Here is a 24,993-nt window from a genome sequence, read left to right as displayed (position 1 = left end):
TCCCGTAGGGGCATACGGCGCCTCAGCCGTGGGGCGGCGGCAGGGAAAGAAACGGAATGTAGCGATCCCAAAATACCAAGGTAGTCGTGGATGAGCGTCTCACCCACCACCCCAGGAAGAACCCTAACGATTCCGGGCAGATCGCTTGTACTTCTTATCGGCCCCTCGGGGTCGGGTAAGTCCACTTTTGCTCGGAAGCACTTTTCTCCACTACAGATTATAGAAAGCGACCACTGCAGGGCTCTTGTCTGCGACGACGAGACAGATCAAAGTGCTACTCGTGCCGCATTCGACCTCCTGTACTTTCTTGCTGATAAGCGCCTCGAATTTGGCAAGCTAACTGTAATAGATGCCACCAACGTCGAGGTGCAGGCACGGAGAAGCCTCCTGGCATTGGCGCGGGATCACAATTTCGTGCCCGTTGCCATTGTGTTTGATGTGGGAGAGGAAACTGCTCTCAGACAGAATTCCAGACGCCGCAACCGTCAAGTAAACCCCGGAGTAATCCACCGGCAAAATCAAGATCTGCAGTCATCAAGGAAAGCGCTCTCGCGTGAGAGCTTCAGCCGTGTTTATGTCGTGAAGAGTTCGGAGGAAGCTGCTGCCGTGACAGTGGTCCTCGACTAGAGATCTTTAAAGCTGAGGTTCGGCGGTTGGAGGTCGAGTCCGGTCTTGGCGATGAGGCTGTCGATGAGGCGCGCGGTATTCCATCCGTTTGAGTCGGGTCTTCACCAGGGCGGTGAGCTGGTCGCGGCTGTGTTTGGTGACGTTGGCCAGCGCCGTTTCAGGAGTGACCACACGCCTTCGACCGGGTTGAGTTCGGGTGCGTAGGGCGGCAGTTGATAGAGGTCAGCCATGAGCGGGTCGCGATCAGCTGCCGCATGGAGCGGCTGACGTGCGTGTTCAAGTTGTCCCAGACCAGCACGATCGGGCCGCCGAGCTGCTGGTGGGCGGGTCCAGCAGGCGTGCGTAGTCGGTCTCGTTGAAGCCCTTGCGCCGGCCCTGGGCCGGGCCGCGGTTGAAGATGCGCTGACCGTTGTCTGTGCCTTCCTCTACTATGCGCGAAAGACCTTCACGTGGAGTAAGGACCCCAATGCCCAAGCGTGCGTTCGTCAGTTCTGACAAAATCTACAAGTGGACCTGGGAGAACCTCAAAATGCTTGTCGGAGGGGCTCGGTGACCACATCGGAAGTACCAAACGACCGGCCGGAGGTACTCGAGCTCTACAAGCTCGCTGTGGAAATGGCCGATCGGGTCTCGGCGCGCAGAGGGACAGCCAACGCCTTCTTCCTGTCAGTGCAGTCCGCTCTCGTTACCTTGGTCGGCTTTGGGGTCCCTAAGCTCTCAGAGTCCCCATGGTGGGTGTCACTGGCCGTGGCCCTGGCCGGCGTCACCCTGTCTGCCACGTGGTGGTTGCAACTTCGCAGCTATCGGGACCTCAACACCGCGAAATTTACGGTCATCCACAAGCTGGAGGGTCGCCTCTCGGCCAGGATCTTCGCTGACGAATGGGAGGCTCTGAAGAGCGACCCGGTTCCTAGCTGGCGAAAGCGCTACGCAGAGCTAGGCGCCTCCGAACGCATTGTGCCCTTGGTGTTCGCCCTAGCGCACCTCATCTTGTTTGTGGGCACACTGTCTTTGTGACCTACCTTGATCACCTAGCCGACCTGATCCGATCCTGTCTTCCCCCGGATGCGCAGCCCCCTGCGGACTCTGACGATCTGTTCCGCATCTATGCTGTGCTGCTGCAAGCGAAGGGGGAGCAGGTCACCGACGAAGACGTTCACAATGCGTGGTCCGCGTGGATGCAGTCGGTGGACAGCACTCACGGTGCACTCATCCCCTTCCAAGATCTTGACCCGAAGACGCGTGCCGCAGACGCCCCATACACCGAGGCCATCCACGCAGCCGCTCGCCGACTCGAACGTGCGAGGTCGCCAGCATCCACGAATCCTCCTCAGCCGTAGTACCGCGGAATCGTGTCCCAAGGCCAAGGTCGCTGCCCGGGCCGCTCCCCAGACAAAGGAGGAGTGCTGGCGCACCATCCTGTCCTTGAATGTGTCCCGAGAGGGTCAGGGTGTGGGCCATGTGACGAAGGTCGTAGAACCGGAAGCATCCCGGGAGGCCGATCGCCGCCCGGGATCTATGATTTCATCGCGCTCACCGTGTCGGCGTCATCGATGGCGAACCTGAGGAGGCTCTCACCGCCGCCATCGGCCAGTGTCCCCTTCAGGTCCTCCAGCTCCCCGAAGCCGGCTCCCTCGTAGCGGCTCGCCGCCACGACGATCCGGTCGACGCCGGACGGGACCGCGGTCAGGTCGAAGCTGATCCGGTCCTCGTCGCCGCACATTCCGACCGAGGGAACACGCCTCGGGCATGGGTCAAGGAGCATCGCTCACGAACCTGCCGACACAGTGCCGCCGTCTCGCTTTCCGTCTCATTCGCCTGCGTTCACGGCCGTTCAGACGAGACCCGAAGCCGTTCCAGCACCGACGGCCAGCCGTCCATGAAACCAGGTGAATGCCCCAGCACACAGCCCACCACCCCACCAACACAGTTGGAAAGCGTGTTGGACGGCATGACGCGGCCTGTTGACACAGCCGTTGAGAGTCCACGGCCTTTGGGAGATGCTCAACTCGCCTTGCCCAAATAAGCGACCGCCCGCACCAGTGCCGCCAAGTCGCCGGCCGCTGCCGCCGACAGCACCAGGCGCACCCTCCCGGCGCCCTCCGCATTCGTCCCGGCCCGCCATTCGAGTCCCGCCGTGTCGAACCCCGCGCTCTCCAACGCCTCCGCCAACTCCCCGCCGGCTTCCGTCGCATCACGCCAGCCCGCCACGTAGTCGACCCCACGCACCCACATCACGTCGTCAGGGTCGAACAGCTCGCCCTCGAAACCCGCGTCCTCTGGGTCGTGCATCCGCTTGCAGTCCCTTCCCCGTCGCTGGCTCAACTCCGACCATGAGAGGGCTCATCGATCATGGACACGACGATGCCCCCGGTACCATCGGCACCGGGGTTGCATCTGCGCCCCAAACCGGACCGCCCTCGAATGCTTCCAGGCCAAGGGGGCGGTCCGGCCTGCGTCTGGCCTACGTAGGCCAGACGCTAAAAGGCGGACGAGTAGGGATCACTGATCACCGCCAACGGCACATAGACCGCGATCCAGAAGACGACGATTCCGAAGGCGCATAATCGCTGCCTCATGAGTCCGCACCACCACTTCGCGCGTTGACCAGAACGGCACGGAAGAAAGCGGTCGTGATTCCGCGGAAGCCGGTGTGCCCGAGAGCGCCCGCGTGCCGCAAGCACCAAAGCTCGGGCTCGTCCTTGTTTTCCGCCGCGTCGGAGGACTCGCCGCACGTCGTGCATTCCGCCTCGTAGACCGGGCCGCTGCCTTGCTTGTCCGTGGTCAACGTCCAGTCGGCGAACCGCATCACTGCCTGAGGTCTCGCCGACTGACTCTCCAACGCGCCCACGTCCAAAGGCTTCTGAGTGCCGTCCATCAGCTGTCTCCCTCCTGAGGCGGCACGGTCATCAGAGCCCATACGGCCTTGCCGACTCCGCCGCGTTCGCCTACGCCCCACCGGTCCGCTAGCACGCTGACCAGAACGAGCCCTCGGCCGCACTCCGAGTCACTGGCTGCGACATGCTTGTGAGGCCACTCATCAGCGGCGTCGTGCACCTCGATACGGAGGTCATCGCCAGCCAGTTGAAAGCGGGTCTCGATCTCACGCCCCGGCGAAACGTGCGCATGCCGGACCGCGTTCGTCACCAGTTCCGAGAGCACGACCAGAGCCGTATCCTCAATCTCTGCCAGGCCCCAGGCTGCGAGCGCCTTGCTCAGCTCGATGCGGGCCAGGCCGACACACCGCGGATGGCGAGCCCATCGGCACACCATCTCCGGGCCGTTCAGCGCATCCTGTCGCTCCTGCATGCCTCAGAGGATGGGCGTCTCAACGCCTCTTCGATTCCCGGCGATAGGGGTACCCATGATGGGTAAACTCCGCGCGGAGAATCACTGATATTCCTTGTGCCCAGGCAGATTCGGGGAAGCGCGTGTCAGGAGACCTCTCACCAACGGCGTTACCGGCCCATGTCCTTGGCCGAGCCGATGTGCAGGCCGCGCTGACGCGGCACGACTTCGGGCAGGTCTTCAGGCTGGCCCGGCAATGGGGCGGGATCAGCTTCCTGAAAATCGCCGACGCGTGCGACATCAAGCCGGAACGAGTGGGGAAGCTGGCGCGAGGCGACGGCGCGATCACCACCTACGAGAAGATCGCGTACATCGCGGACGCCCTGGGCATCCCCGGCCGCATGATCGGGCTGGCACCGCGCCCCTGGGAGCAGGCATCAACGCCCACGTCTGCAAGCCGCCCGGAGCTGACCTCTCCCCTTGCGACTGTCGCCCTAGGAATTGCGAATGTTCCCGAGACCGGTGATCTGGGAACCGTCGATCTCGAAGGAGACGAAGTGCAGCGCAGGAGGTTCCTCGCAGCGTCCGTGGGCATCGCCACCAGTGCGGCCATGACGCCAGGAGCCACAGCCGGCCGCCGCATCGGGCAGCGGCAGGTACAGCACCTACAGCGGCGCACCGTCCGTCTCCGCAGCCTCGATGACGTACTCGGCGGAGCCGACACCCGGCACATCTACCGCGCCGAGCTCGGCACCACGATGAATCTGTTTCGCAACGCCTCGTACACGGAGACCACCGGTCGGCAGCTCCTCAGTCTGGTGGCCGAGCAGGCGCAGCAGGCAGGTTGGGCAGCATTCGACGCGGGCCGTCAGACCGAGGCATCAGCCCTCTACGAGAAGGCCTTTCAGGCATCGACAGAAGCCCGAGATGCTGCGCTGGCAGGCAACTCCCTCGCGTTCCTCGCCTACCAGCAGGTCAGCACCGGAACGTCTGGGGTGGCAACCGCCGCCGCATCCTGCGAGACAGCCAGCGCGGACGCACCTCCGACCGTCCGGGCTCTTCTCCTTGAGCGTCGCGCTTGGGCCCATGCCAAAGCGGGCCAGGCCAAGGAGACCGAGCAGGCACTCGGCCAGGCCGAGGAGGCGTTGACAGGGAACGGCAGTGACCGCCCCGGGCCCGACTGGTCGTCGTGGGTCGACACCCGCGAACTCCAGATCATGAAGGGCCGCTGCTGGACCGAGCTGCACCGGCCGCTGCGAGCTGTTCCCGCTCTCGAATCGGCCTTGGCCGATTTCACCGATGCCCACGCCCGCGACAAGTCTCTCTACCTCACCTGGCTGGCACACGCGTACCTGGACGCCGGTGAAGTCGAGCAGTCAGCAACAGTGATCGCCAAGGCCATGGACCTCTCGACCGGAGTCGGCTCCGTCCGGCCCCAGCAGCGCGCGAACGAGTTCCTGCTCAGGCTTCAGCCGCACCGGACGATCGCGCCCGTTGCCGAGCTGCTGGACCGCGCGGCCATGTGATCACTCGGCAACGCTGCGGGCGATCCAGTCCAGGCCGGCCGCAGAGCCCGCCACGATGGGCACCGCGTTGATCTCGGGGTTCTTCCACGGGTGGTGCTCCAGCAGATGCGCTTCAAGTTCGGGGTACCGAGCCGCCGTCGTCTTGAAGATCACCTGCCACTCCTCGCCCTCCCCGAATTCGCCCAGGTGCCAGAACACCGAGGTGACAGGGCCGACCACCTGCGCACCCGCAGCCAGACGTGTCTCTGTCGCACCCTTGGCCAGTGCCACCGCTGCCTCACGGCTCTCCGTCGCTGTGTACACCTGCACGCACTCAGTCATGGGCGAGAGCCTAGGCCGGACCACGACCCGCCAACCAGGGGCCGCAACACGTGCGGCTCAGGGCAACCGCGTGACAGCAGCCCGACCCAAAAGGCTATGAAGAAGGCTTGACTGTGGTCATGGAGCCAAGTGTGTCAGGTGCGGTGATGTCCTTGCCCGCCCATTTCCCTGGGGTTGCCATGGAAGGACGTGCCTCGTGTACGGCTGTCCGTACGTTCGTAATACGGCCGACATACGGCGGCCGCTCGATGGCGATGCCTGCGTCGCCTTTAGGACACCGCCCGTTGACAGTCTGCCCAGATGCTGGCCGTCCCCGTCCCCCTCGACACCCGCCGCTGCCAACTGCTGGGGCTGCTGGGCTCGGCAGCGCTCGCCGCGGGCGGCGTGACCGCGGGTGCGCTGCCCGTACGGGATGCGCTCGCCCCCGAGTCCGGCGGGGCCGCGCTCGGCCTGGTCGCCGCGTACTTCGGACTCGTACTGCTGGTCGCCGCCTGGGCGCTGCTCGGGCGCGCGGTACGCGGTCCCGAGCCGCCGGGCCGACGCACCCTGCTGCTCACGCTCGGGCTGTGGGCCGCGCCGCTGCTGCTGGCGCCGCCGCTGTTCAGTCGGGACGTGTACAGCTATCTCGCGCAGGGGGCGATGGTCGACGCGCAGATCGATGTGTACGCGAACGGGCCATCCCGGCTCGGCGGGCCGCTGAACGCCGAGGTGGCGCCGCTGTGGCAGCACACCCCGACTCCGTATGGACCGCTCTTCCTCGCCTTCGCGACCGCGATAACCGACTTCTCCCGTACCGAGGTGTTCACCGGAGTGCTCGGCATGCGGCTGGTCGCGCTGCTCGGGGTCGCCGTGATGGTCCTCTGCCTGCCCACGCTGGCCCGGCACTGCGGCGCCGACCCGGCCACCGCGCTCTGGCTCGGTGCGCTCAACCCGCTGGTGCTGCTGCATCTCGTCGGCGGGGCGCACAATGACGCGATCATGCTCGGGCTGCTGGGCGCGGGGCTGGTGGCGGCGCTGGGCCGGTGGCCGATCCTGGCCGTCGTACTGGTCACCCTCGCCGCCCTGGTGAAGGCCCCGGCCGCGTTGGGGCTACTGGCCATCGCCCTGCTCTGGGGCCGGCAGCTCGCGGGCCGTACCCCTCAGTTGAAGGTCCCACGCGTGAAGGCCGCGCTGGCCGTGCTCGGAGTCTGCGCAGCGACGACGGCGGCGACAACCGCCGTGGCAGGTACGGGATACGGGTGGATAGCCGCCCTCGACACCCCGGTCTCGCCGCAGAACTGGTCGATCACCTCGTCACTCGGCCGGATGACGGGTGCGCTGCTGGAGAGCGCGGGCAGCGGCCTGGCCCAATTCGCCGCCCCTGCCTGGCACTTGGCGGGGCTGGCCGCCACCGCGCTGGCCATACTGATCGCCTGGCGGCGCCATCTGCCGCGCCCGGTGTACGCACTCGGGCTGAGCCTGACCGCGGTGGCCGTCCTCGGACCCGCGATACGGCCCTGGTACGTGCTGTGGGGCCTGTTCCTGATTGCCGCAGCCGGGCCCGACAGACCGGTGCGCCGGGCGGTCGCCGCGGCGAGCGCCGTACTGGCCCTGGCCGTACTGCCCAGTGGCTTCGCACCGGAGGGGCCGCAGGTGGCGCTGGCGACCTTCGGCGGAATCCTCGCGGTGCTCGCGCTGTGGTGCACGCACCGCATCGCGGGACGGGCCTCGTCCCGCGCCGGGACCGGACCGCTGGGGAGCTCCGTATGAAACTCACCGCTGGGGAGCGCCGCATGAACGGGGAGCGCCGCATGAAGGAGAGTCCCGCATGAAGGGGTGCGCCGCATGAGGGCGAGCATGACCTTGCCGACGGGCACGCGCGGACGGCTGCTCCTGGTGGTGGGTCTCGCGGCGGCCGTCGGGCTCTTCCTCGCGACGGTCCCGCTCCACCGGGACTGGTTCGACCTCGGCGTCTACTACGGAACCGTCGACAGCTGGAAGCACGGCGGGAGCATCTACGAGTATCTGGTGCCCGGGACGCACTACGGCTTCACATATCCGCCGTTCGCCGCCCTGTGCATGCTGCCGATGACCCTGCTCGACTGGCCGAGCGCCGTCGCGATCAGCACGCTGCTCAATCTCGCGGCAGCGGGCGCGATCCTGTACTGGACGGCCGGCGCCGCCGTCCGCCGGCAGGGCTGGTCCCGGTGGTTCGCCTTCGCCGTTGCGGGCTGTCTGTTCGTCCTGCTGGAGCCGGTCCGCGACACCTTCAGCTTCGGCCAGGTCAATCTGCTGCTACTGGCGCTCGTACTCGCCGACGCCTGGCTGCTGTCCACGGGCCGCGAGCGGTTCGCGGGCCTCGGCATCGGCCTCGCCGCCGCGATCAAGCTCACCCCCGCCATCTTCATCTGCTACCTGCTGGTGACCCGGCGCTGGCGTGCCGCCGCCACGGCCTCGGGCGTCGCGATCACCGCGACACTGCTGGCTCTGTGGGCGGCCCCCGACGCGTCCCGCGTCTACTGGACCGAGGCGATGTGGGACACGGACCGCGTCGGTTCGCTCGCGTACGTCTCCAACCAGTCCTGGCAGGGAGTCCTGGCCCGGCTCTCGGAACCGGGCGCCCCCAGCCGCCTGGTATGGGCGGTCGGCGTGATCGTGCTCCTGTGCGTCTGGGCCTGGCGCGCACGCCGCGCGGTCGCCGCGGGGGACGAGATGGCGGGCTTCGCGCTGACCGGCCTCACGGCCTGTCTCATCAGCCCGGTCACCTGGGTGCACCATCTGGTCTGGCTGTTCCCGGCACTCGCCGTACTCATCGACGCGGGTCTGCGCCACGGGAAGGACGACCCGAGGCGACGGCGGCTGCTGAGGTGGTCCGTGGCGATCTATGTGGTGCTGTGCAGCAGCGTCGTATGGCTGTGGAGCTGGGACGCCACGGGTGTCGATGGCTTCCTCGGCAGCAATACGTACGTCTGGATCTCGCTCGGCCTGCTGCTCGCACTCCCGCTGCGGGAAGGCGCGCCCGCGGCGGCCGCCCACCCCCTCCCCCAGCCTGCGGGGTCTGCAACGATGGGCGCATGCGCGCACGCTACGGAGTACCCCTGGGAATCACGGCAGCCGGCGCGGCCGGCCTCGCCTACGCCGCCGGCTTCGAGGCCCGCTCCTTCCGCCTCCGACGGCTGACGGTTCCGCTGCTGCCGCAGGGGATACGGCCGCTGCGCGTACTCCAGGTCTCCGACATCCACATGGTGAGCGGCCAGCGCAAGAAACGCGCCTGGCTCCAGTCGCTCGCGGGCCTGCGCCCGGACTTCGTGGTCAACACCGGCGACAACCTGTCCGACCCGGAGGCCGTGCCGGAGGTCCTGGACGCGCTCGGCCCACTGCTCGAATACCCCGGCGTGTACGTCTTCGGCTCCAACGACTACTACGGCCCCAAGCTCCGTAACCCCGCCCGCTATCTCTTCGAGAAGGCGCAGGGCCGGCACGGCCTGAACGGCAACACCCCGGCCGTCGGCGTGGTCCACAACCCGTGGCAGGGCCTGCGCGACGCCTTCGACGCGGCGGGCTGGGTGGGCCTGAACAACGCCCGCGGGCACCTGAAGCTGGACGATTACGAACTCGCCTTCACCGGCCTCGACGACCCCCACATCAAGCGCGACCGCTACGACCGCGTCGCGGGCGGCCCGGAACCGGGCGCCGACCTGTCACTGGCCGTCGTCCACGCCCCGTATCTGCGCACGCTCGACGCCTTCACGGCGGACGGCTACCCCTTGATCCTGGCGGGCCACACCCACGGCGGCCAGCTGTGCATCCCCTTCTACGGGGCGCTGGTCACCAACTGCGACCTGGACACGGCCCGCGTGAAGGGCCTGTCCACCCACCGGTCCGACTCAAACGTCTCGTACCTGCACGTCTCGGCGGGCTGCGGCACGAACCGCTACACCCCGGTGCGGTTCGCGTGCCCGCCGGAGGCGACGCTGCTGACGCTGACGGCGCGGGACTGAGGGCGGTGCGGGGACTGGGGATGGGGCGCCGGTGTGGGTGCCGGATGAGGCCCCGGCGGGGGCGCGAAAACCGGATTTCGCCTGCGGGCGCGGGTGGGCTAAAGTAATCGATGTCGCCGCGACACCGGTGACATCGGGGTGTAGCGCAGCTTGGCAGCGCGCTTCGTTCGGGACGAAGAGGTCGTGGGTTCAAATCCCGCCACCCCGACAGAGAAGTACCAGGTCAGAGGCCCTCTCCATAGTCGGAGTGGGCCTCTGCTGTTTGCTGCGTGACTAACTGCGTGACTATGGATTCGAGCCGCCGGGCGATCCGGCTGGGCTCTGTACTGATCTCCGGTCTTCACTCTGTCCCGGAACGGTACGGATTCCGGGAGATCGACGCTGTCACCTCAGCCCAGGCGGGATCCTGCGGGGATGATCGAAGCACTATGGGCCCTCCCTGGAGCCCTACTGGGCGTCGTCCTCGCATGGTGGCTGACGAACAGATCCCGGGATCGGGCAGACGCCAAGGCGGAACAGGTCGCCGTCCAGATGCAAGCCGATGCTCTGGTCTTGGCTGTCGTTGACCTGAAGAGTGCGGTCACCACTAACCGTCTCCTTTGGGAGGGAAGTGCCGAGCGCAGCCGTGTCTTCCTGTTGACCGCGCTGGCGTCTCTCGGCGGCTACGCCCGCGCGCGCCTCTCCGGTGGCCCCGAAAAGTTGTGGACCCTGGCCGGCCTAAGCGATGCCGCATGGATGCTCAGCCGTGAACGACATGGCCCCAAGCAAGCTGCCGCCACGCTGACCGCCCACTTTCACCAGATCGCAGCCGCGGCAGCGCCCCTGCTGCGGCACCCCGACCCGGACTTTGGAGCCGCCACCGAACGCCTGCTGTCCGCCATCCAAGACATCGAAGACATCGAAGACACACAGCGCCTGGAGCAGGTGCTGTCTGCCTTCACCCAAGCCGTCAGCAACACCCTTACGCCCCCGCCATCGCGCTGGTCGCGTCGTCGGGACTGAGGTTCTCACTGATCGGTGGTGCCGATTGTCGTCGCACCGTCCGACATCTGCTGCTGTTGGGTCTCGCGACGTCGACGGACTTCTTCCATCCTTCGAGCTCGCGTTTCCGCAATGGCCTGCTGATTCGCCTCCCTGTAGTAATCCGTGAGTTCCTTGACGCTCTTGATGACCTTGTCCAAACGTTCCTCAATGGGCTTCATCGGGCGCTGACCGACCAACGCCTCGCCGAGAAGGCCCAGGTCCACGGTGTATCGGAGTTCTTCAACACGGCGGCCCATCGGACCCTCGCTGTTGACACTGAACTCAAACACCATGGGCAGGTCGGAGCCGAACCGGTTGCCAGCGCTGTCGAAGTGGTACTCCACCCTCCGCCCCGGAGGAATCATGGCGATAGTGCGTGCCAGCACCTGTTCCAGAGCCTGGTTGACGTCGTCACCTTGCGTAGATGTCAGGCTGGGAGACACCTTGATCTTGACATTGCGGGCCATGGTCGGGCCCACGTTCTGGATGACAAGAACAAGCAGGAGAGATCCGGGCTCTTGAGGCTGGATGTCCACGATGACGTACGGCTCGTTCTGCTCGCGGTGCACCTGGCGAGCAACAGCAAGTTGCCCTTCAGCTGACGCTGCTTGAGCTCGGCTGTACTTGATGGCCCAGGCAGCAGAGAGGAATGCCAGGAGCGCCACGATCAGCGACCAATGCTCAGTTGTCATCGGGGCAGGATATTGGCGGCCACTGACAACCCGCGGGTCTCATTGCACAGACCCAGATCGATTGATGAGGCCGCGGCAGAGCCCCTGTTGATCGGCTGTGTCGAGTACGACATGGGCGACCGAGCTGCCGCAGAGAGCACGCGGCGAGCCGCACTGTCCCTGGCTCGGGAGGCAGACAACCCGGAGATCACCGGTTGGGCCCACGAGATGCGCGCATGGTTCGCTCTCACTACGGGCGACTACCGCGGCATCCTGGCCGCATCCCAGGCAGGGACTGGTGTCGCACCAAGCCAGGGCGTAGCCGTTCAGCTCGCAGCACAGGAAGCCAAGGGTTGGGCCCGACTCGGTGACCGTCGGCAGACTGAGGTGGCGCTCGATCGTGGCCGAAAGCTGCTCGAAGGAATGCCGTACCCCGAGAACCTTGATCACCACTTCGTCGTGGATGTCAGCCGAGAACTGGCCGCGATCGTCAACCGCGACTACGCCAACGAAGCAGTGGGCCGCGAGTACTTGGACCACCTGAACACGCTCACCCGTGCTGGTTGAGTGGGTTCCTGGCAACCCTTCTCCGCTTCCGTTGGTCGGAGCACGTGTACCGACGGAGGGGGAAGACGGTTCATGCATGCCGCACGGCGGAAGACGGGTCTGATCGTGGTGGGCGCGGCGGCGCTCGCTGTGCTTGCGGGCGGGGTGTACACCATGACGTCCCCCGAGGCCGACACCCGGGGGTACAAACTGGATCCGCCACGGTCGGTCGGTGAGTACGTAGTCCTGGGCAACGACCTGAGTTACGTGGGGATCGTGGACTGTGCGGGCGAACCCTCCGACGCGGACTGCTTCCAGGGCGAGACGGAGGTGAAGGGCACCGGCATCACACCGCGGGACGCCGACAGGATCGTCCGCAACGCGTCCGGTACGGGTGCGGACTACGCGGTGGGCGGATGGCGGCCCAACGGGACGACGGGAGGCAAGTGGCTGACCTTCAGAGGACTGTGGGGTGAGATCCCCGACCCGGAGGAGGCGGTCGCCCGCTTCCTGCGGTCGGCCGGTAAAGGCGAGCAGTACCCCTTCCACGGCATCAAGTGGGTCGGACAGGAGGAGGAGTTCGACCTGGACGGCTACGACGGCGCCGTGATGACGTGCCGGAATGCCGTGTACGGCAACGGTGAGGACGAGACTCCCCGCGCTTTCTGCGTCTGAGCCGACCACAGCACCGTGGCCGCCACGGAGCACTCCCGCATCTCCCTGCCGGAGCTGGCGGAGCTGACCGCCGATCTCTACAGGACCTCACGCGTCAGGAAGTGATCACGCCCGGCTGAGGATCACCGACCGGCTGAGGTGCCGGGGCCGGTCGCGGTTCTGTCCCTTGACCACTGCGCACCGGTCCGAAACCGCCACACGATCGCGTCAATGATCAGCCGGTGATCACGCCACTGCCCACGCCTCCTCGGCGTCCGATCCGGCAACAACTCAATCCGTGTCCATTGCGCACCACTCAATCACGACACATGTACCCATCAGGTAGATGCGCCCGGCCAACCTGGCTGGGGAGGGGCAGTAGTGGGCAGCTTGGAGCGTGTTTGAAACATCTAGGTACCCGATTGCCCGTAAATGGTCAATTGCTGTCATCGGAAGTCGGCGCGGAACTGGTCGGTGGTGAGGGGTGTCTGTGACGGTACGTTGACGATCCGCATCGTGGTGTTCGGGGGCGAAGGGGGTTGAGTCGGGTATGGGTGAAGAGATCGGGATCGCGGAGGCCGTGGAGCATCTGCGGGCGGAGTTGGTGGCTGCGGCTGCCGGGGCGGGCGTAGGGCCACGCTTGAAGTAGGGCCGGTGGAGCTGGAGTTCTCTGTGGAGATGCGCAAGGAGGGCAAAGGCAAGGCCGGGTTGAAGGCGTGGGTGGTGTCGGCGGGAGCTGAGGCTTCGATGTCGAAAGCGTCCGTGCACCGCGTGAAACTGGTCCTCACCCCGAAGGACACCACGACGGGGGATCCGTATCACGTGAACACTGACCGGGCGGATACCACCGAGAAGCTGATGGAGTCGCAGTTCGACAATTGAGCGTTCCCTGGCTGCGGCAGCCGGGCTGAGCGGGCCGCAAGGCTGGGAGGGGGCAGGGTGGATAGCCGGCGTGTAGCCGTGGTGCGTTTGGGTGAGGCGTCGCAGGGGTCGGGCTATGTGTTGGGGTCGCGGTTGGTACTGACGGCTGAGCATGTGGTGAAGGACCCAGGCGATGTGTCGGTTCAGCTGGTGGGCCGTGCGGGGCGGGTGCGATGCCGGCGGGTGTGGGGGCGGTTTGAGGACAGCCCGCGTGGGGTGTGGGACGCCGCGCTGCTGGAGGCCGACGAAGACCTGATGCCGGGACCGGTCGCTCCGGTGCGCTGGGGGCGCCTGGTGACGCCGCGCCCGTGTGAGGCGCAGGCGATGGGCTACCCCCTGGTCGGCCGCACCAGGGACGAAGCTCTAGCGGCGGTGCAGCGCACCGGGATGGTGAATCCGGGCAGCCTGGCCGAGCGGGACCGCTACGTCCTGGACGGTCCCGGCGGGGCACAGAAGCGGGGATCTGAATCCCCGTGGCGTGGGATGTCGGGGGCCGCACTGTTTTGCGGCAGTGACCCCGAGCTGCCCCCGCTGCTGACCGGAATCGTGGTCGGTGATCCACCCGGCTGGTCCCACACCCACCTCGAGGCTGTCCCCGTCTACGTCCTGGCCAGCGACCCCGCTTTCCGTGACTTGATCACGCGGCATACCGGGCGGCCGATGCTGCTGGAACCGGCGGACCTGCAGCACATCACCGACTCCACTTCTGCTCCCCGCCCGCCGCGCTCACCTGCAGACCTCCTGCGCCCGGAACACGCGGTGGTGGCGTTCCAGGGGCGGGCGGAGCTCTTGGAGGAGCTGATCGACTGGTGCCAATCCTCGACGGTCCCCGGGGAGGAGTCGCACGAGGGCTGGGGTGAGGATCTGGGTGCGGTGCGGGTACGGTTGCTGACCGGTCCGGGCGGGGCAGGCAAAACCCGACTGTCGACGGAGTTAGCGGCGCGCCTGGCCGTCGAGGGATGGACCACCGTCCGCCTCACGACCGATGCAAGCGCATCCCTGACCGGATTCTCTTTGGTGCGGCGTCCGCTGCTCGTGGTAGTTGACTATGCCGAGACCCGCGTCGGGCAGCTGCATGCCTTGCTGCGGGCGGTGGACCGGCCGGAGGTCACCAGGCCGGTGCGAATCCTGGCATTGGCTCGCGCGGCCGGGGACTGGTGGACCCGCGCCGCCGGCAACCACAACGGGACCTTGCTGTCCACCGCTCCCGTCAGGAGTGTTCCACCCCTGCACCACAGCAGCGAGGACCGCGCCGACGCCTACCAACAGGCTCTACAGCACCTCAGCAGGGGCCTGCGGCAGATCTACCCCCGCATCGACTGGGCCGCCCGTGTCCCCGGCCTCACCGCTCAAGCAGCCGGCCCCGCATTGACCGGCTCGACATACGACCTGCCGCTGTCAGTGCAGATGTACGCTCTGAACACATTGCTCGACACTGCTGCTGCCGACGGCACACACCCGGCTGTTGGGGCAGCCGCTTCGCTAGAGGCACGGCTGTTGGGGCACGAACGGAACTACTGGGATGAGACGGCCACAGCTCGTGGGCTGACCGGCGAGCGTACGGGCACCGAGACCAGAGCCCTCGCCGTCGCCCTGGCCTGCATGGTCCCCGCCACCGACCGCGATCACGCCCGCACTCTTCTGATGCACCTCCCCGGACTTGGCGGAGACGATGCCGCGGGCATCCGCGGATCCCTGGCGACCTGGCTGGAGGACTTGTATCCGGCTGCCAGCGGCACCTACTGGGGCAGCCTGCAACCCGACCGCATCGGCGAACACCACCTCGGCGCTAGAAAGGGGTCTGTTCACCCGCATCCTGGCGACCTTGCAGGACAGACAGGCTGCTTACGCCCTTTCCATGCTGACCCGCACCGCCGAGCACCCCCACCACCACACCGCCATCGCCGCTGTCCTGACTGATGGCATTGCGGCGGCTCCCGCCACCCTCGGCCCCGCCGCCATCGACACCGCCACCCAAAGCCGCTACCCAGCGCCGCTGACCGCCGCCCTCACCCAACTCACCGCCACCGCCAACGACACCAGGCTTCTCACAGCCCTCCACGACCGTCTCCCAGAATCCACTCTGGAACTGGCCGAGTGGGCCGCCGCACTGATCACTACCATCGTGGAGCAATTGCACCGTCAAGGCGACGACAGCACGCAAGCCGACCTCGCCACGGCCCTGAACAACCAGTCCAACCGTCTGGCGCATCTGGGGCGGCGGGAGGACGCCCTGACGGCCATCACCCGCGCCGTCGAAATTCACGAAGCCCTGGCCGAGGCCCGTCCCGACGCGTTCCTCCCCGACCTCGCCACGGCCCTGAACAACCAGTCCGCCTTTCTGGCGGATCTGGGGCGGCGGGAGGACGCCCTGACGGCCATCACCCGCGCCGTTCAGACCTACCAGACCCTGGCCGAGGCCCGTCCCGACGCGTTCCTCCCCGACCTCGCCACGGCCCTGAACAACCAGTCCAACCGTCTGGCGGATCTGGGGCGGCGGGAGGACGCCCTGACAGCCATCACCCGCGCCGTTCAGACCTACCAGGCCCTGAACTCACGGCACCCCGGGATATTCGGAGAAGAGCTGGCGCACTCTCTTCAAATCCAAAAGGCCCTGCGTCGATGAGGCTGAAGCCGGACATCGTCCCTCCGCTCGCGATCGCCATGGGCTCGGACGGTACGAGATCACCGACAAGGCGGCGCAGGCGTCCTCGCAACCACGCCGTACACCTGCACGTTGCCCGAAGGATGGCATGGGCCCTCTGGAGCCGTTGCAGTACAGCAGCGAAGTACTGCAACCACCGCGACCGCAGCCGACCCACACCAACCCCCAGCGGCCGACTGACCAGCCCAGCAGACCTCAGCGACACCCTCGACCAGATCGTGGCCACGCACACCCGCCGCCGACTGGAGGCCGCCCAAGCCCGTATCGACCAGGGCCGCCCCACCAGCTTCGCCGAATACGACGTACTGCGCGGCCTCACCGGCCTCGGCGCCTTCCTCCTGCGCCGAGCCCCCAACGGAACAGAGATCAAGGGCGTCCTCGAGTACCTGGTACGCCTGACCGAGCCGCTCCCCGACCCCTACGGGCACCCACGACCGGGCTGGTGGGTGGGGCACAGACCCGTCAACCTCGGCCGGGCTTCTTACGTCTGCGGCGCCCACACACCAACTTCCTCACACAGCGTGACAGCCGAGCCCGCCCGTCACCGCCGCACCCCCATCAAGTTCGAAGACCCCCCAAAACAGCACCTGCCGACACCGGCACCCACACCGGCAGTGGGCTCGTCGCTACAGCTCCACATAGATCGCCGAAGCGTCGTCATGCGTCTTGCCGCGCCGATGTTCACGCCCCAGCGGGTCGGCCGACTCCGCCGCCCTCACCTGGTCGACAAGCGCCTGCGGGCCCTCTTTGCGCAGCAGGCTGAGTAAGGCCTCCCAGTCGCCGATCCCGAAGACCTCCGTCCAGCGAGTCGCGCCGTCGGTGAGTGCCGCCAGCGTCGCAACCTCGGCACGCGACGTGCTCCCGGTCACTGCGCGCCGGGCGACGTCCGGGTCGGCCGCGGCGGTGAAGAACCCGCCCTCGACGTTGCGCAGCTCCTCCACCGCCCGCCCGTACTCCCGCCTCGCCGTCTCCTGCTCCGGCGAACCGGGCGGCAGCTCCTGTTCCCGATCGCGCAGCGCCCGCAGCGGCGCCGGCAGTTCGAGCACGGGCCGGTCGAACACCACGCGCAGCGGCCCGCCGGGCGCCTTGAGCAGCAGCGTCGAGTCGGAGAGGACCAGGTGCTCCACTCGATCCTGGTCCCAGCGCACGGCGACAACGGTGGTCTGCGGGGTGTGTACGTGCCTGAGGTCGCAGCTCGTACGGTGCGCGTCCGCGGTCCGCTCGATCGCCTCGGCCAGGCACTCGGCCAGGGTGAGCTCACGCCGCACCCCCACCAGCCCGTGCAGCGCGGCGCCGAAGCGGGCGGTGAACCAGGGCACCGCGTGCACGCACCCTGTGTCACCGTCGGCCGGCGGGGTCACGCCGTCCAACACGACGAGTGAGCCGCCGCCACCGGAGGAGGGGAGAGAGACGGCGGCCAAGTCTTCGTTGGGGACATCCGACTCCCCGGGCACACAGGCCAGTTCGATGCGCATGGCTCCACTCCTTCCTGGCGGCGATGGGCGCCTGTCGGGCGCAGAGTCCCCGCGTCAAAAACCAGCGAGGACGTATCAATGATCGACAACTTCAGCTGCCGAGGAGGGGAGGAGGCGAGCAAGGATGCGGCGTTCCTGGATGAACATGTCCTTCGGCAGGGCGTCGACGGCGAAGAGGGCCGCCTCGTTGACCTCTGCGGCATCGAGAGCAAGGGCGCCTGGATCCACCGTCCTCGGCAAGCCTCTTCACCAGGGTTGATCCGGCGTATCCGCTACCACCAGTGATCATTATGCGTGCCCGCATTCGCCCTCCCTGTCAACAGCAACGAGACGTACTCAGATCACCAGGTCGTCCGGTATCACGGAGCCTGCGAACCAAGGTTGTTCGCGGCGCAGCCATGGCAGAAGCCGGGCTGGCTCCTGCCGTCCCGCCATGCGGAGCCGCGCCCGAATCCGCACTGTCCCATCGGCATCACGCACGGGGTCCAGCTCGCAGGCATCGACCCCCGGAGCAGATTCCACCAGTGACCGGGTCATCCGCAGATCGACCGCCACCTGACTGCGGTGGCCTCGCAACAGGTCTCCGGACTCAGGAAAGGCAGGGATGGGGAGTTCGGAGATTGCAGCGTCCGGGCGATCGCGGAGTGCACGGATGACCGCCAAGCAGTGCTGCAGGACGATGGGGGCATCTCGCTCCGCGATTACCGGCCGGCGTGCGGTGAGCCACAGGTGCGGATCCGGCAGATGACGCACCACCAGGCCGAGTTCCGGCTTTGCCGAATAGGGGTCGATACCAATGGTGGCCAGTTGGACCTCATCGGTCTCTGGCAGACGGAGGGATTCGGCTTCCTCGCGACCCAGGGCAGGAAGGTAGTTGACCTCGAAGGCCGGCTGGAAAACAGCGCCGTTGAACATCGCTTCTGAGTTCAGCCAGTCCAAGAGTGAATTCGCATCGTACATGCCGTGCCGAAACGCCGACGCCAAGCTGCGAGCAGTCTTCTCGGCCCTCGCCCGCACGGAGTCGTCCTCGTTCCCGTCGATGACGGCGAAGACCGGCTGGGCGAGCTGCGCGACGGCGCGGAAGTCGGCGGGCCAGAGGCGGTTTGCATAGGTGGCTTTGAATACCTGGCGATGGCTTCCGGAGAGTCGGCTCGCCACGGCGCTCATGGCAGTTACCCATGCAGTGTGCGGGCTGATACCCAGCTCCCTGCAAGAACGTTCCATTCCGTCCGCCTCTTCGGGGTCGAGAGGCTCCTGCGCCACCTGGCAGAGCTCTTCCTTCTCCCGTTTCACTGCGCTGTACGTACATGATCTCGGCGCATTTGCGAGAGTTTCCCGCCAATGCTCCGTATTGCTCTTGATCACTGGGTCTTCGGGCGATCTGGCGAATGCACTGGCCTGCCGCGGAGCCCGGAACCCGCGGTCGATGTCTCCGGCGAGGAGCTGCCGCAAATGGCGTGCGGCAACCTGCGCCCCCAGTGCATCCACGAACACATGCGAGAGGCTGACCTTGATCGCGACGACGTGGGCGGCCCGGGTGAAGAGCACGGCTTTCAGAGCGCCTTGCTCGGGCGGCACCGGGATGGCATCCCAGGTGTCTGCGCCGTCGTCCCGGTGCTCAACCGTCTCCACCAGGTCTGGGAAACGCACCGCTGCCGCGGCCACCTCAGGCGGCAGGACCTCTTGGAGTAGCCTGCCTGCCTCATCCCGGGCGAGCCGGCTACGGAGCCCCTCGTGGGCTCGTATCAGTTCCCCGAGCACCTCCCGGGCTTCAGCCGCAGTCACGCTGTGACGCACCGGCAGCACCAAGTTCAGAGTCTGGTCCGGCAGTTCACTGCTGGACCAGTTCCGCAGGTTGCGCAGCTGCGACGGATTGAGCTCCAGCAAGGTCCGATCGTCACCCACGATCCTCCTCATCTCCTTCCAGGAATCGCTGTCGTCGGAGAGTGCGAGGCGGACAGCCGTTGCGCCGTCGGGCCCCAGGAGCGAGCCCGCGCGCCCCATCGATACTCATACGCCGGCCTCAGCCATCGGCTCTTCGGAGGTTGCGCACAGCCGGGACAGCCAGCAGGAGCGCGCAGACGAACAGCCCCATGCACGCGGCCGTGAACAGCACAGGGACCGTGCCCAGGGCCACCGCGACCGGGGCTGCTATCGCCTGCCCGACCGGCAACATGACCAGTGACCCCGCGGCGTCGTAGGCGTGGACCCGTCCCAGGACATGCTGAGGGATAAGGGTCTGCACGCTCGTGTGGAACATCACGCCCCAGAACGCCAGGCCGGCGCCGCCGATGGCGAAGCAGACCGCGACGAGCGATTCGGAGAGGCCGAGGGCGACTCCCAGCGGCATGAGGATGTACACACTCACAGCAAGCGTGCCCGCCCTGAGCGGGTACTTGGGGCGAAGCCTCAACGCCACTAGGCCACCGAGCACATTGCCGACCCCGAACGCCGACATGATCAAACCGAAGACCGAAGCCCCGTGGTCGGTCACCAGCGTGCTGTACCCGAGGGTAAGCGTGGGCCCCCAGGAGCTCACTTGCAAGGCCATCCAGAGCGCGATGACGCTCCATAGCCACGTCCTGGCACGGAACTCGTGCCACCCCTCGCTCAAGTCCTGACGCAACGACTTCCTCGCCCCGCTGCCCGCACCGGTCATCGACACCGAGCGGACCAAGAGCAGGCATATCCCACTCACCGCAAAGGTCACTCCGTCGCAGGCGACCACCCACCCAGGCGATGCGAACGCAAGCAGCAACCCGGCAAGCGAAGGGCCGCCCACCGTAGCAACCGACTGCGCGACGCCGAGGGTGGCGTTCGCCCTCTGCACATCCCGGGCGATCCGCGGCGTGACGCTTGCGACACCGGGCTGGAAGACCGCTCCGCCGGCTCCGGTGAGGGCCAACAGCGTGAGGATCTGCCAGAGTTCCGGTCGACCCCGGAGGAACAGCAGAGCAAGTGCCACCTGGAGCACCAGTCGGCCGGCGTCCGCGGCCACCATCAGCCTGCGGGCGCCGAACCTGTCCGAAAGCACCCCGCCGAAGATCAGGAGGGCAGCAAACGGTGCTACGTGTGCGGCGAGTGCATAGCCGACGCCTTCTGCGCCGTACCCCGACTCGATCACGGCGGCCGTGATGGCGACGGGCAGCATCACGTCGCCGAGCAGCGATGTGATGCGGGCAATGAAGAACAGCAGGAAATCTCGAGTCCACAAGCCCGTCACAGCCTGAGGATCTCTGGTGCGCAAAGCATGAACCATGGACGATCCAGTCAATGGTGGCTCAACAGGACGGCGCTACACGTCAGGGACGGCCCTTTGCCGATGGGCAGCGGCATCGCCGAGTTCATAGCCGGAGCAGGAGAGGTGGACTCCCGCCGCGGCCGGACGCGCAGTTCAGTGTTGCCTCCTCGTCGGAGCCCCCAAGGATTCCGGCAGCACGGGAGCAGGCTTCCGCTCCACGCGCGGCGCAGTGCGGCCAGGGCTCCTCAGCCGACGGGTACCGGCTGCCACGGAGAGGAGTTCGACTGGTGCACCTCCCGGTGTTTCGATCAGCGCCATGCGCAACGGTCGACCGTCAACGGTGGTGGTGATCGGCGCAGCGCGCAGCACGGCGCCTGCGTCGACCGCTCTGGCGCAGTCGACATCGACGGCGGTGCTCAGCACACCCATCGAGGGGAAACCTTGATCGTTCATCGCGTGACCCACACCTGCTCGGGTGGGCACACCGACGGTCTGCGGATCGAGAACGAGCGCGCCGAAGGCCTCGGGAAGCGGCGAAGGAAGGTGCCCCCACGCTCCATCGGCCGCGACACGACCCCACTTGGCCTTCGCGAAGTCAGTCCAGAACTCCGCCTCGCGCGGCACGTCCCGCACCGAACACACGATGCCCGCGAGCCCGTCGGATGCCGCCGAAGCGTCGAACCATGCCTCGCTGCCCGGCACGGGTAGAGCCACGCACACCGGGTCCTCCACCACGCCTGCTCGGCGAAGCAGTTCACGGGTAGGAGTCCGGTCCCGTACGGACAGGCCATCCGAGGGGCGGCACGCGAAGACGCCGGTGTACGCGCCCGGAACACCGGACGTCCGCCGGTGTTGGACGACCTCCAGCTTGATGCCGGCGCCGGTCAGCAGGGCGAGCGGCAGCATGTGGTCGTCGTCTTCGACCCGCTCGAAGGAAGCCGGAAGCGCGACTTCGTCACGGAACTGGAGTCCCAACCCCCATGTCGTACCGGCATCGACACCCCGCTCCAGGTTCGCCTCCATCGTCAGGTGCGTGATCCCGGCGATCACCGCTGCCCTTCGCCGGATGCACCGGCGTCGCTCGGCCCCTGCCATGAACTCCGCCAACTGTGCGGCACGTTGGGCAGGGCGTCCCAGCGCGCGACGACTTGCGGGCGCTCCAGTTTGTCCTGACCGCCCCGGGGCAGCGGCTCGGCGGTCAGCACCACGCGGCAGGGCGCCCGTTGCACCCCCAGGGCCTCTCGGAGCCAGGTCAGCAAGGAAGCAGCACTCGCCTCGCTGCCATCCACGAGCCGGACCAGGACTCCGATGTCCTCACTGCTGTCAGCAAGGCGCAGGGGCACTCCCGCAGCCTCCAGGACGTCAGGGTGAGCCAGCGCCACCTCCTCCACCTCGTTCAGGTAGATGGCGTAACTGCCCTTCATCACCACGTCCTTGCTCCGCCCCACCAGGTGGTAGAAGCCGTCCGTGTCACGACGTGCGATGTCACCGGTGCGCAACCAACCGTCGACAAGCGTCTCCCGCGTAGCCGACTCGTTGCGGTAGTAGCCGTCGAAGATCTGAGCACCGCGCAGTTCGATCTCACCTTCTCCCGCTCTCTCGACGACCCGTCCCGTCACGTCACGCAGCCGCGCTTCGGCCCGCTCGGGAATCCCGATGCTGTTGGTCGCGAGTCCGTCCCGTCCCCGCTGGCCGAAGAAGGCGGCCGACGAAGTCTCGGAGAGCCCGTACGCGTTAAACAGGGGGAGGGCGAACCGTTGCTGGAAGCGGTCCTGGATCCGCGCGGACAGCGGTGCGCTGCCCGTGAAACAGAGCGGACCGGCACCGGATGTGTCCCGGTCGGCGGCGAATCGGTTGACCACGTCGATCAACTGCGGGACGAGGAAGGTCTGATCGATGCCGTGAGCCGCGATCCGGGCCCAGTAGTCGCTCGCGTTCGTCACGGTGAGTTCCGGCAGCACCACCACGCACGCCCCCAGCACGGCGCTCCACGTGTGGTGCAGGTTGATGACTCCGGAGCCGGACATCCGCATCGACCGGGCGATGCGTCGTGGACGGGAGCCGTGCAGACGCTCCGACGCCGAGGCGTTGCCGAGCGTGCCTTCGTGAAGGCGTTCGTGCGTGAACACGATGGCCTTCGGATCGCCTGTGCTGCCTGACGTGTAGCCGATGAACATCGCGTCGACCGGGGGATGTTCATCGGAGTCCGGGCCGATGCGGCGTATGCGCGGCTCGGGATCGGTCTCGATGAGGAAGCTCGGCGTGCTATGGGCAAGGACGGCTTCGGTGAGCCGGAAGCCCCACTTGGGGTCGAGCAGCACCGGAGGGGAGTCGAGCTGCCACAGAGCCAGCAGGACGGGGACGAGATCCGGATGGTCGTGCAGGACGAGGGCACATACCTGGTGCCGGCGCATACCGTTCTCGAGCAGGAGTTGCCGCAGCTTCTCGGCCCGCACACACAAGTCGGCCCAGGTGAGGGTTGTCCCGGCATGCGACTCGTTCCGGTAGCTGATGGCCGGGTCGTCAGGGCGGGTCTCGGCAAGGTACTCGTGACGCTTGAGCAATTCCCTCACGTTCCGACGACCTCCCATTTGAGGTGGTGACTCTCCAGTTCGAACCCATTGCGGAGATAGGTTTTATGCGCCCGTTTCCTGTGATACCCGGTATCCAAGTGAACTGCTTCACACCCCAGCTCGGCGGCCGCTTTCTGTACATGCCCCAGAAGTGCAGCTCCCAGCCCTTCCCCGTGTTCCTCCTCCAAGACTCCAAGGTCGTCCAGATATATGATGCGACCCCACGCCATGGAGTTCACCAAACGGTACCCAGCGATTCCCAGAATCTCGCCGTCCCTCTCCAAGAAGGAGATTCTGTACCCCTCGGCTCGCTGCCGTCTCCACCGGCCCACGTACATCTCTTCATCCGGAATATTCCGGCGCAGTTCACGGAATACAGGCCAACATCTGCGGATGTCCTGCTCCGTTTCAGCCTCGGCGATACGGCACTCTCTTCCGCGTTCCGCGGCCTCTCCCGTCCCGGTCATCAGGTTTCGACCCTCCTGCGTGATGAGTCATGCAAGTTCGGCGTGGATCCCGTCCCAGAGCTTCCGCGTCCACCTCGATGTGCCGCGCCAGATAGTCCTTGAACAACGCCGGCCGACCACCGTGATCGTCGATCCGGACGACCTGCTCGAACATCTCCGGGATGAGGTCCTCCCGGCCGAAGGCGAAAGCGGCCGCCTGGCAGTGCACTGGCGCCGTGGACAGAATGTCCCAGGTCCTCGCGACGAACTCGGCTGCCGGATACGGGATCGACGCCCCTTCAGCGCCGTCGGCACATCGGCGCCCGCGCGCAGCTGCGCCAGGAACCCGTCGATGCCCGTACGGTCCGATCCGGCCTGCTCCATGCCGTCAAGGCAGAGCTCGAAGTGGCTGATGAAGCCGTCGCCGTACGCGTCGCTCCCCTCGACAAGCACGATCTCGTTGATGAGCCGCCGGCTCACGGTGGGACCTGCGGCGTCCATGGCACCGTGACGCACGTCAGCTTCTGCTGAAGGGTTTTCAGAAGAGACATGAAGTCCCACACCCCGAAGACATGGCTGCGCAGGAACATCCTGACGTCCGCCAAGCTGGACAGGGAAATATAGATGGGTGCTCCAGAACTTCGGCGCGCCGACGGTCGATTGCATACTGCACAGTCTTGAGACCTACATGCGTACGATCCCCGCGATATCGCGAAATTGACATGCCGAACTCCTGGTGACCTTGACCGAAGGTTTTCCAAAACAGGCCGTACACGACTCAGCGGCCTTGGCGCCATAGATTCACTCACAGTGGAGGCCCGGTAGATCATGCAGAACATCCCAACCTCCGTCAATCCGCATCTCGAAATATGGAATACACGGTCAGTGACCCCTCGGGTAGGCTGCGTGAACGCATCTTTCTGTCTTCGGAGCCACCAGCCGCAACATCTTGTTGCCCATCAACTCGACTGGATTCGAAGAAAAATGCGTTCTAACTCTGTGCTGCCTGCCCGACATACCGACCGTCCGGTTGCAC

Annotated in this window: 27 protein-coding genes, 1 tRNA gene and 3 pseudogenes; 15 read left to right on the top strand and 16 right to left on the bottom strand. The window is 66.6% G+C overall.

What is annotated here, in order from left to right:
* The first annotated feature begins 90 nt into the window (after window positions 1-90).
* On the top strand, window positions 91-627 hold the full coding sequence (locus tag ACZ3H8_RS20155; protein WP_467403644.1) for an AAA family ATPase: 537 nt from the start codon (window positions 91-93) through the stop codon (window positions 625-627).
* On the opposite strand, the pseudogene ACZ3H8_RS20150 reads toward ACZ3H8_RS20155, so the two are convergent.
* Window positions 624-1,020 (bottom strand): annotated as a pseudogene (locus tag ACZ3H8_RS20150) (transposase); the annotation flags it as partial. The gene ACZ3H8_RS20155 and the pseudogene ACZ3H8_RS20150 overlap by 4 nt on opposite strands.
* Before the next feature lie 156 nt (window positions 1,021-1,176).
* Here ACZ3H8_RS20150 and ACZ3H8_RS20145 point away from each other — a divergent pair.
* Entirely contained in the window at window positions 1,177-1,644 is a 468-nt protein-coding gene (locus tag ACZ3H8_RS20145) for a RipA family octameric membrane protein (protein ID WP_467403642.1), read from the top strand.
* Complete coding sequence (locus ACZ3H8_RS20140) at window positions 1,641-1,967, top strand: DUF7701 domain-containing protein (RefSeq protein ID WP_467403640.1); 327 nt, start codon at window positions 1,641-1,643, stop codon at window positions 1,965-1,967. Before ACZ3H8_RS20145 ends, ACZ3H8_RS20140 begins: the two co-directional genes overlap by 4 nt.
* 188 nt (window positions 1,968-2,155) lie before the next feature.
* Here ACZ3H8_RS20140 and ACZ3H8_RS20135 read toward each other — a convergent pair.
* From ACZ3H8_RS20135 to ACZ3H8_RS20120, 4 genes and pseudogenes are all read right to left on the bottom strand, one after another.
* Window positions 2,156-2,344: pseudogene (locus tag ACZ3H8_RS20135) on the bottom strand (TerD family protein); the annotation flags it as partial.
* 287 nt (window positions 2,345-2,631) lie between these two features.
* Entirely contained in the window at window positions 2,632-2,919 is a 288-nt protein-coding gene (locus ACZ3H8_RS20130; protein ID WP_467403638.1) for a hypothetical protein, read from the bottom strand.
* A 283-nt stretch (window positions 2,920-3,202) separates the two neighbouring features.
* Window positions 3,203-3,505: a DUF7848 domain-containing protein gene (locus ACZ3H8_RS20125; protein ID WP_467403636.1), complete on the bottom strand. Its 303-nt coding sequence runs from the start codon at window positions 3,503-3,505 to the stop codon at window positions 3,203-3,205.
* Window positions 3,505-3,936, bottom strand: coding sequence for an ATP-binding protein (locus ACZ3H8_RS20120; protein WP_467403634.1), 432 nt, complete (start codon window positions 3,934-3,936; stop codon window positions 3,505-3,507). The genes ACZ3H8_RS20125 and ACZ3H8_RS20120 overlap by 1 nt, the downstream gene beginning before the upstream one ends.
* 122 nt (window positions 3,937-4,058) lie before the next feature.
* On the opposite strand from ACZ3H8_RS20120, the gene ACZ3H8_RS20115 reads away from it, so the two are divergent.
* Window positions 4,059-5,441, top strand: coding sequence for an XRE family transcriptional regulator (locus ACZ3H8_RS20115; protein WP_467403632.1), 1,383 nt, complete (start codon window positions 4,059-4,061; stop codon window positions 5,439-5,441).
* On the opposite strand, the gene cutA is transcribed toward ACZ3H8_RS20115, so the two are convergent.
* On the bottom strand, window positions 5,442-5,762 hold the full coding sequence (cutA, locus tag ACZ3H8_RS20110; protein WP_389187564.1) for a divalent-cation tolerance protein CutA: 321 nt from the start codon (window positions 5,760-5,762) through the stop codon (window positions 5,442-5,444).
* Window positions 5,763-6,062: 300 nt separating this feature from the next.
* On the opposite strand from cutA, the gene mptB reads away from it, so the two are divergent.
* From mptB to ACZ3H8_RS20085, 5 genes are all read left to right on the top strand, one after another.
* Entirely contained in the window at window positions 6,063-7,511 is a 1,449-nt protein-coding gene (mptB, locus tag ACZ3H8_RS20105; RefSeq protein WP_467403630.1) for a polyprenol phosphomannose-dependent alpha 1,6 mannosyltransferase MptB, read from the top strand.
* Between the two features lie 87 nt (window positions 7,512-7,598).
* Window positions 7,599-8,921, top strand: coding sequence for a glycosyltransferase 87 family protein (locus ACZ3H8_RS20100; protein WP_467403627.1), 1,323 nt, complete (start codon window positions 7,599-7,601; stop codon window positions 8,919-8,921).
* Window positions 8,816-9,742: a metallophosphoesterase gene (locus tag ACZ3H8_RS20095; protein ID WP_467403625.1), complete on the top strand. Its 927-nt coding sequence runs from the start codon at window positions 8,816-8,818 to the stop codon at window positions 9,740-9,742. Before ACZ3H8_RS20100 ends, ACZ3H8_RS20095 begins: the two co-directional genes overlap by 106 nt.
* A gap of 134 nt (window positions 9,743-9,876) precedes the next feature.
* Window positions 9,877-9,950 (top strand) — tRNA-Pro (locus tag ACZ3H8_RS20090).
* Between the two features lie 206 nt (window positions 9,951-10,156).
* Entirely contained in the window at window positions 10,157-10,744 is a 588-nt protein-coding gene (locus tag ACZ3H8_RS20085) for a hypothetical protein (protein ID WP_467403624.1), read from the top strand.
* A 5-nt stretch (window positions 10,745-10,749) separates the two neighbouring features.
* On the opposite strand, the gene ACZ3H8_RS20080 is transcribed toward ACZ3H8_RS20085, so the two are convergent.
* Window positions 10,750-11,457, bottom strand: coding sequence for a hypothetical protein (locus tag ACZ3H8_RS20080; protein WP_467403621.1), 708 nt, complete (start codon window positions 11,455-11,457; stop codon window positions 10,750-10,752).
* 87 nt (window positions 11,458-11,544) lie between these two features.
* Between ACZ3H8_RS20080 and ACZ3H8_RS20075 the strand changes: the two genes are divergently transcribed.
* Both ACZ3H8_RS20075 and ACZ3H8_RS20070 read left to right on the top strand, forming a co-directional pair.
* Entirely contained in the window at window positions 11,545-12,003 is a 459-nt protein-coding gene (locus ACZ3H8_RS20075) for a hypothetical protein (RefSeq protein ID WP_467403620.1), read from the top strand.
* Between the two features lie 72 nt (window positions 12,004-12,075).
* Entirely contained in the window at window positions 12,076-12,657 is a 582-nt protein-coding gene (locus tag ACZ3H8_RS20070; protein WP_467403618.1) for a hypothetical protein, read from the top strand.
* Between the two features lie 122 nt (window positions 12,658-12,779).
* Here the strand turns inward: ACZ3H8_RS20070 and ACZ3H8_RS20065 are convergent, their stop codons facing one another.
* Window positions 12,780-12,956: a transposase gene (locus ACZ3H8_RS20065; RefSeq protein ID WP_467403616.1), complete on the bottom strand. Its 177-nt coding sequence runs from the start codon at window positions 12,954-12,956 to the stop codon at window positions 12,780-12,782.
* 334 nt (window positions 12,957-13,290) lie between these two features.
* Between ACZ3H8_RS20065 and ACZ3H8_RS20060 the strand changes: the two genes are divergently transcribed.
* From ACZ3H8_RS20060 to ACZ3H8_RS20050, 3 genes are read left to right on the top strand one after another with little or no spacing between them, the layout of a single operon-like run.
* Window positions 13,291-13,518: a trypco2 family protein gene (locus tag ACZ3H8_RS20060; RefSeq protein WP_467403614.1), complete on the top strand. Its 228-nt coding sequence runs from the start codon at window positions 13,291-13,293 to the stop codon at window positions 13,516-13,518.
* 57 nt (window positions 13,519-13,575) lie between these two features.
* Window positions 13,576-15,477 (top strand): S1 family peptidase, encoded by a 1,902-nt coding sequence (locus ACZ3H8_RS20055; RefSeq protein ID WP_467403611.1) that lies wholly within the window; start codon window positions 13,576-13,578, stop codon window positions 15,475-15,477.
* Window positions 15,416-16,183: a tetratricopeptide repeat protein gene (locus ACZ3H8_RS20050; protein WP_467403610.1), complete on the top strand. Its 768-nt coding sequence runs from the start codon at window positions 15,416-15,418 to the stop codon at window positions 16,181-16,183. The genes ACZ3H8_RS20055 and ACZ3H8_RS20050 overlap by 62 nt, the downstream gene beginning before the upstream one ends.
* 665 nt (window positions 16,184-16,848) lie before the next feature.
* On the opposite strand, the gene ACZ3H8_RS20045 is transcribed toward ACZ3H8_RS20050, so the two are convergent.
* Complete coding sequence (locus tag ACZ3H8_RS20045) at window positions 16,849-17,697, bottom strand: hypothetical protein (RefSeq protein ID WP_467403607.1); 849 nt, start codon at window positions 17,695-17,697, stop codon at window positions 16,849-16,851.
* A 78-nt stretch (window positions 17,698-17,775) separates the two neighbouring features.
* On the opposite strand from ACZ3H8_RS20045, the gene ACZ3H8_RS20040 reads away from it, so the two are divergent.
* Window positions 17,776-17,982 (top strand): hypothetical protein, encoded by a 207-nt coding sequence (locus tag ACZ3H8_RS20040; protein ID WP_467403605.1) that lies wholly within the window; start codon window positions 17,776-17,778, stop codon window positions 17,980-17,982.
* A gap of 51 nt (window positions 17,983-18,033) precedes the next feature.
* Here the strand turns inward: ACZ3H8_RS20040 and ACZ3H8_RS20035 are convergent, their stop codons facing one another.
* The 7 genes and pseudogenes from ACZ3H8_RS20035 to ACZ3H8_RS20005 form a co-directional block, all read right to left on the bottom strand.
* A complete protein-coding gene (locus ACZ3H8_RS20035; protein ID WP_467403602.1) occupies window positions 18,034-19,584 on the bottom strand; it encodes a condensation domain-containing protein in 1,551 nt (516 codons plus the stop codon).
* A gap of 136 nt (window positions 19,585-19,720) precedes the next feature.
* Window positions 19,721-20,920 (bottom strand): MFS transporter, encoded by a 1,200-nt coding sequence (locus ACZ3H8_RS20030; protein WP_467403600.1) that lies wholly within the window; start codon window positions 20,918-20,920, stop codon window positions 19,721-19,723.
* 171 nt (window positions 20,921-21,091) lie between these two features.
* Window positions 21,092-21,988 (bottom strand): hypothetical protein, encoded by an 897-nt coding sequence (locus ACZ3H8_RS20025; protein ID WP_467403598.1) that lies wholly within the window; start codon window positions 21,986-21,988, stop codon window positions 21,092-21,094.
* A complete protein-coding gene (locus tag ACZ3H8_RS20020; RefSeq protein WP_467403597.1) occupies window positions 21,985-23,511 on the bottom strand; it encodes a class I adenylate-forming enzyme family protein in 1,527 nt (508 codons plus the stop codon). The genes ACZ3H8_RS20025 and ACZ3H8_RS20020 overlap by 4 nt, the downstream gene beginning before the upstream one ends.
* Window positions 23,508-23,978: a GNAT family N-acetyltransferase gene (locus ACZ3H8_RS20015; protein WP_467403594.1), complete on the bottom strand. Its 471-nt coding sequence runs from the start codon at window positions 23,976-23,978 to the stop codon at window positions 23,508-23,510. Before ACZ3H8_RS20015 ends, ACZ3H8_RS20020 begins: the two co-directional genes overlap by 4 nt.
* Window positions 23,920-24,458 (bottom strand): annotated as a pseudogene (locus ACZ3H8_RS20010) (DUF3050 domain-containing protein). Before ACZ3H8_RS20010 ends, ACZ3H8_RS20015 begins: the two are co-directional and overlap by 59 nt.
* Complete coding sequence (locus ACZ3H8_RS20005; protein WP_467404084.1) at window positions 24,434-24,547, bottom strand: DUF3050 domain-containing protein; 114 nt, start codon at window positions 24,545-24,547, stop codon at window positions 24,434-24,436. Before ACZ3H8_RS20005 ends, ACZ3H8_RS20010 begins: the two are co-directional and overlap by 25 nt.
* Window positions 24,548-24,993: the final 446 nt, after the last annotated feature.

The organism is Streptomyces sp. NPDC002868 (assembly GCF_055563295.1).
The sequence above is the reverse complement of the archived record's forward strand: the minus strand, read 5'-3'. Positions and strand labels throughout refer to the sequence as shown.

Bases quoted from the DNA above. Each gene is read 5' to 3' on its own strand.
- ACZ3H8_RS20155 (WP_467403644.1), top strand. From the start codon at position 91: ATGAGCGTCTCACCCACCACCCCAGGAAGAACCCTAACGATTCCGGGC.
- ACZ3H8_RS20130 (WP_467403638.1), bottom strand. From the start codon at position 2,919: ATGCACGACCCAGAGGACGCGGGTTTCGAGGGCGAGCTGTTCGACCCT.
- ACZ3H8_RS20125 (WP_467403636.1), bottom strand. From the start codon at position 3,505: ATGGACGGCACTCAGAAGCCTTTGGACGTGGGCGCGTTGGAGAGTCAG.
- ACZ3H8_RS20120 (WP_467403634.1), bottom strand. From the start codon at position 3,936: ATGCAGGAGCGACAGGATGCGCTGAACGGCCCGGAGATGGTGTGCCGA.
- cutA (WP_389187564.1), bottom strand. From the start codon at position 5,762: ATGACTGAGTGCGTGCAGGTGTACACAGCGACGGAGAGCCGTGAGGCA.
- mptB (WP_467403630.1), top strand. From the start codon at position 6,063: ATGCTGGCCGTCCCCGTCCCCCTCGACACCCGCCGCTGCCAACTGCTG.
- ACZ3H8_RS20100 (WP_467403627.1), top strand. From the start codon at position 7,599: ATGACCTTGCCGACGGGCACGCGCGGACGGCTGCTCCTGGTGGTGGGT.
- ACZ3H8_RS20095 (WP_467403625.1), top strand. From the start codon at position 8,816: ATGCGCGCACGCTACGGAGTACCCCTGGGAATCACGGCAGCCGGCGCG.
- ACZ3H8_RS20085 (WP_467403624.1), top strand. From the start codon at position 10,157: ATGATCGAAGCACTATGGGCCCTCCCTGGAGCCCTACTGGGCGTCGTC.
- ACZ3H8_RS20080 (WP_467403621.1), bottom strand. From the start codon at position 11,457: ATGACAACTGAGCATTGGTCGCTGATCGTGGCGCTCCTGGCATTCCTC.
- ACZ3H8_RS20070 (WP_467403618.1), top strand. From the start codon at position 12,076: ATGCATGCCGCACGGCGGAAGACGGGTCTGATCGTGGTGGGCGCGGCG.
- ACZ3H8_RS20050 (WP_467403610.1), top strand. From the start codon at position 15,416: ATGCTGACCCGCACCGCCGAGCACCCCCACCACCACACCGCCATCGCC.
- ACZ3H8_RS20045 (WP_467403607.1), bottom strand. From the start codon at position 17,697: ATGCGCATCGAACTGGCCTGTGTGCCCGGGGAGTCGGATGTCCCCAAC.
- ACZ3H8_RS20040 (WP_467403605.1), top strand. From the start codon at position 17,776: ATGATCGACAACTTCAGCTGCCGAGGAGGGGAGGAGGCGAGCAAGGAT.
- ACZ3H8_RS20015 (WP_467403594.1), bottom strand. From the start codon at position 23,978: ATGACCGGGACGGGAGAGGCCGCGGAACGCGGAAGAGAGTGCCGTATC.
- ACZ3H8_RS20005 (WP_467404084.1), bottom strand. From the start codon at position 24,547: ATGTTCCTGCGCAGCCATGTCTTCGGGGTGTGGGACTTCATGTCTCTT.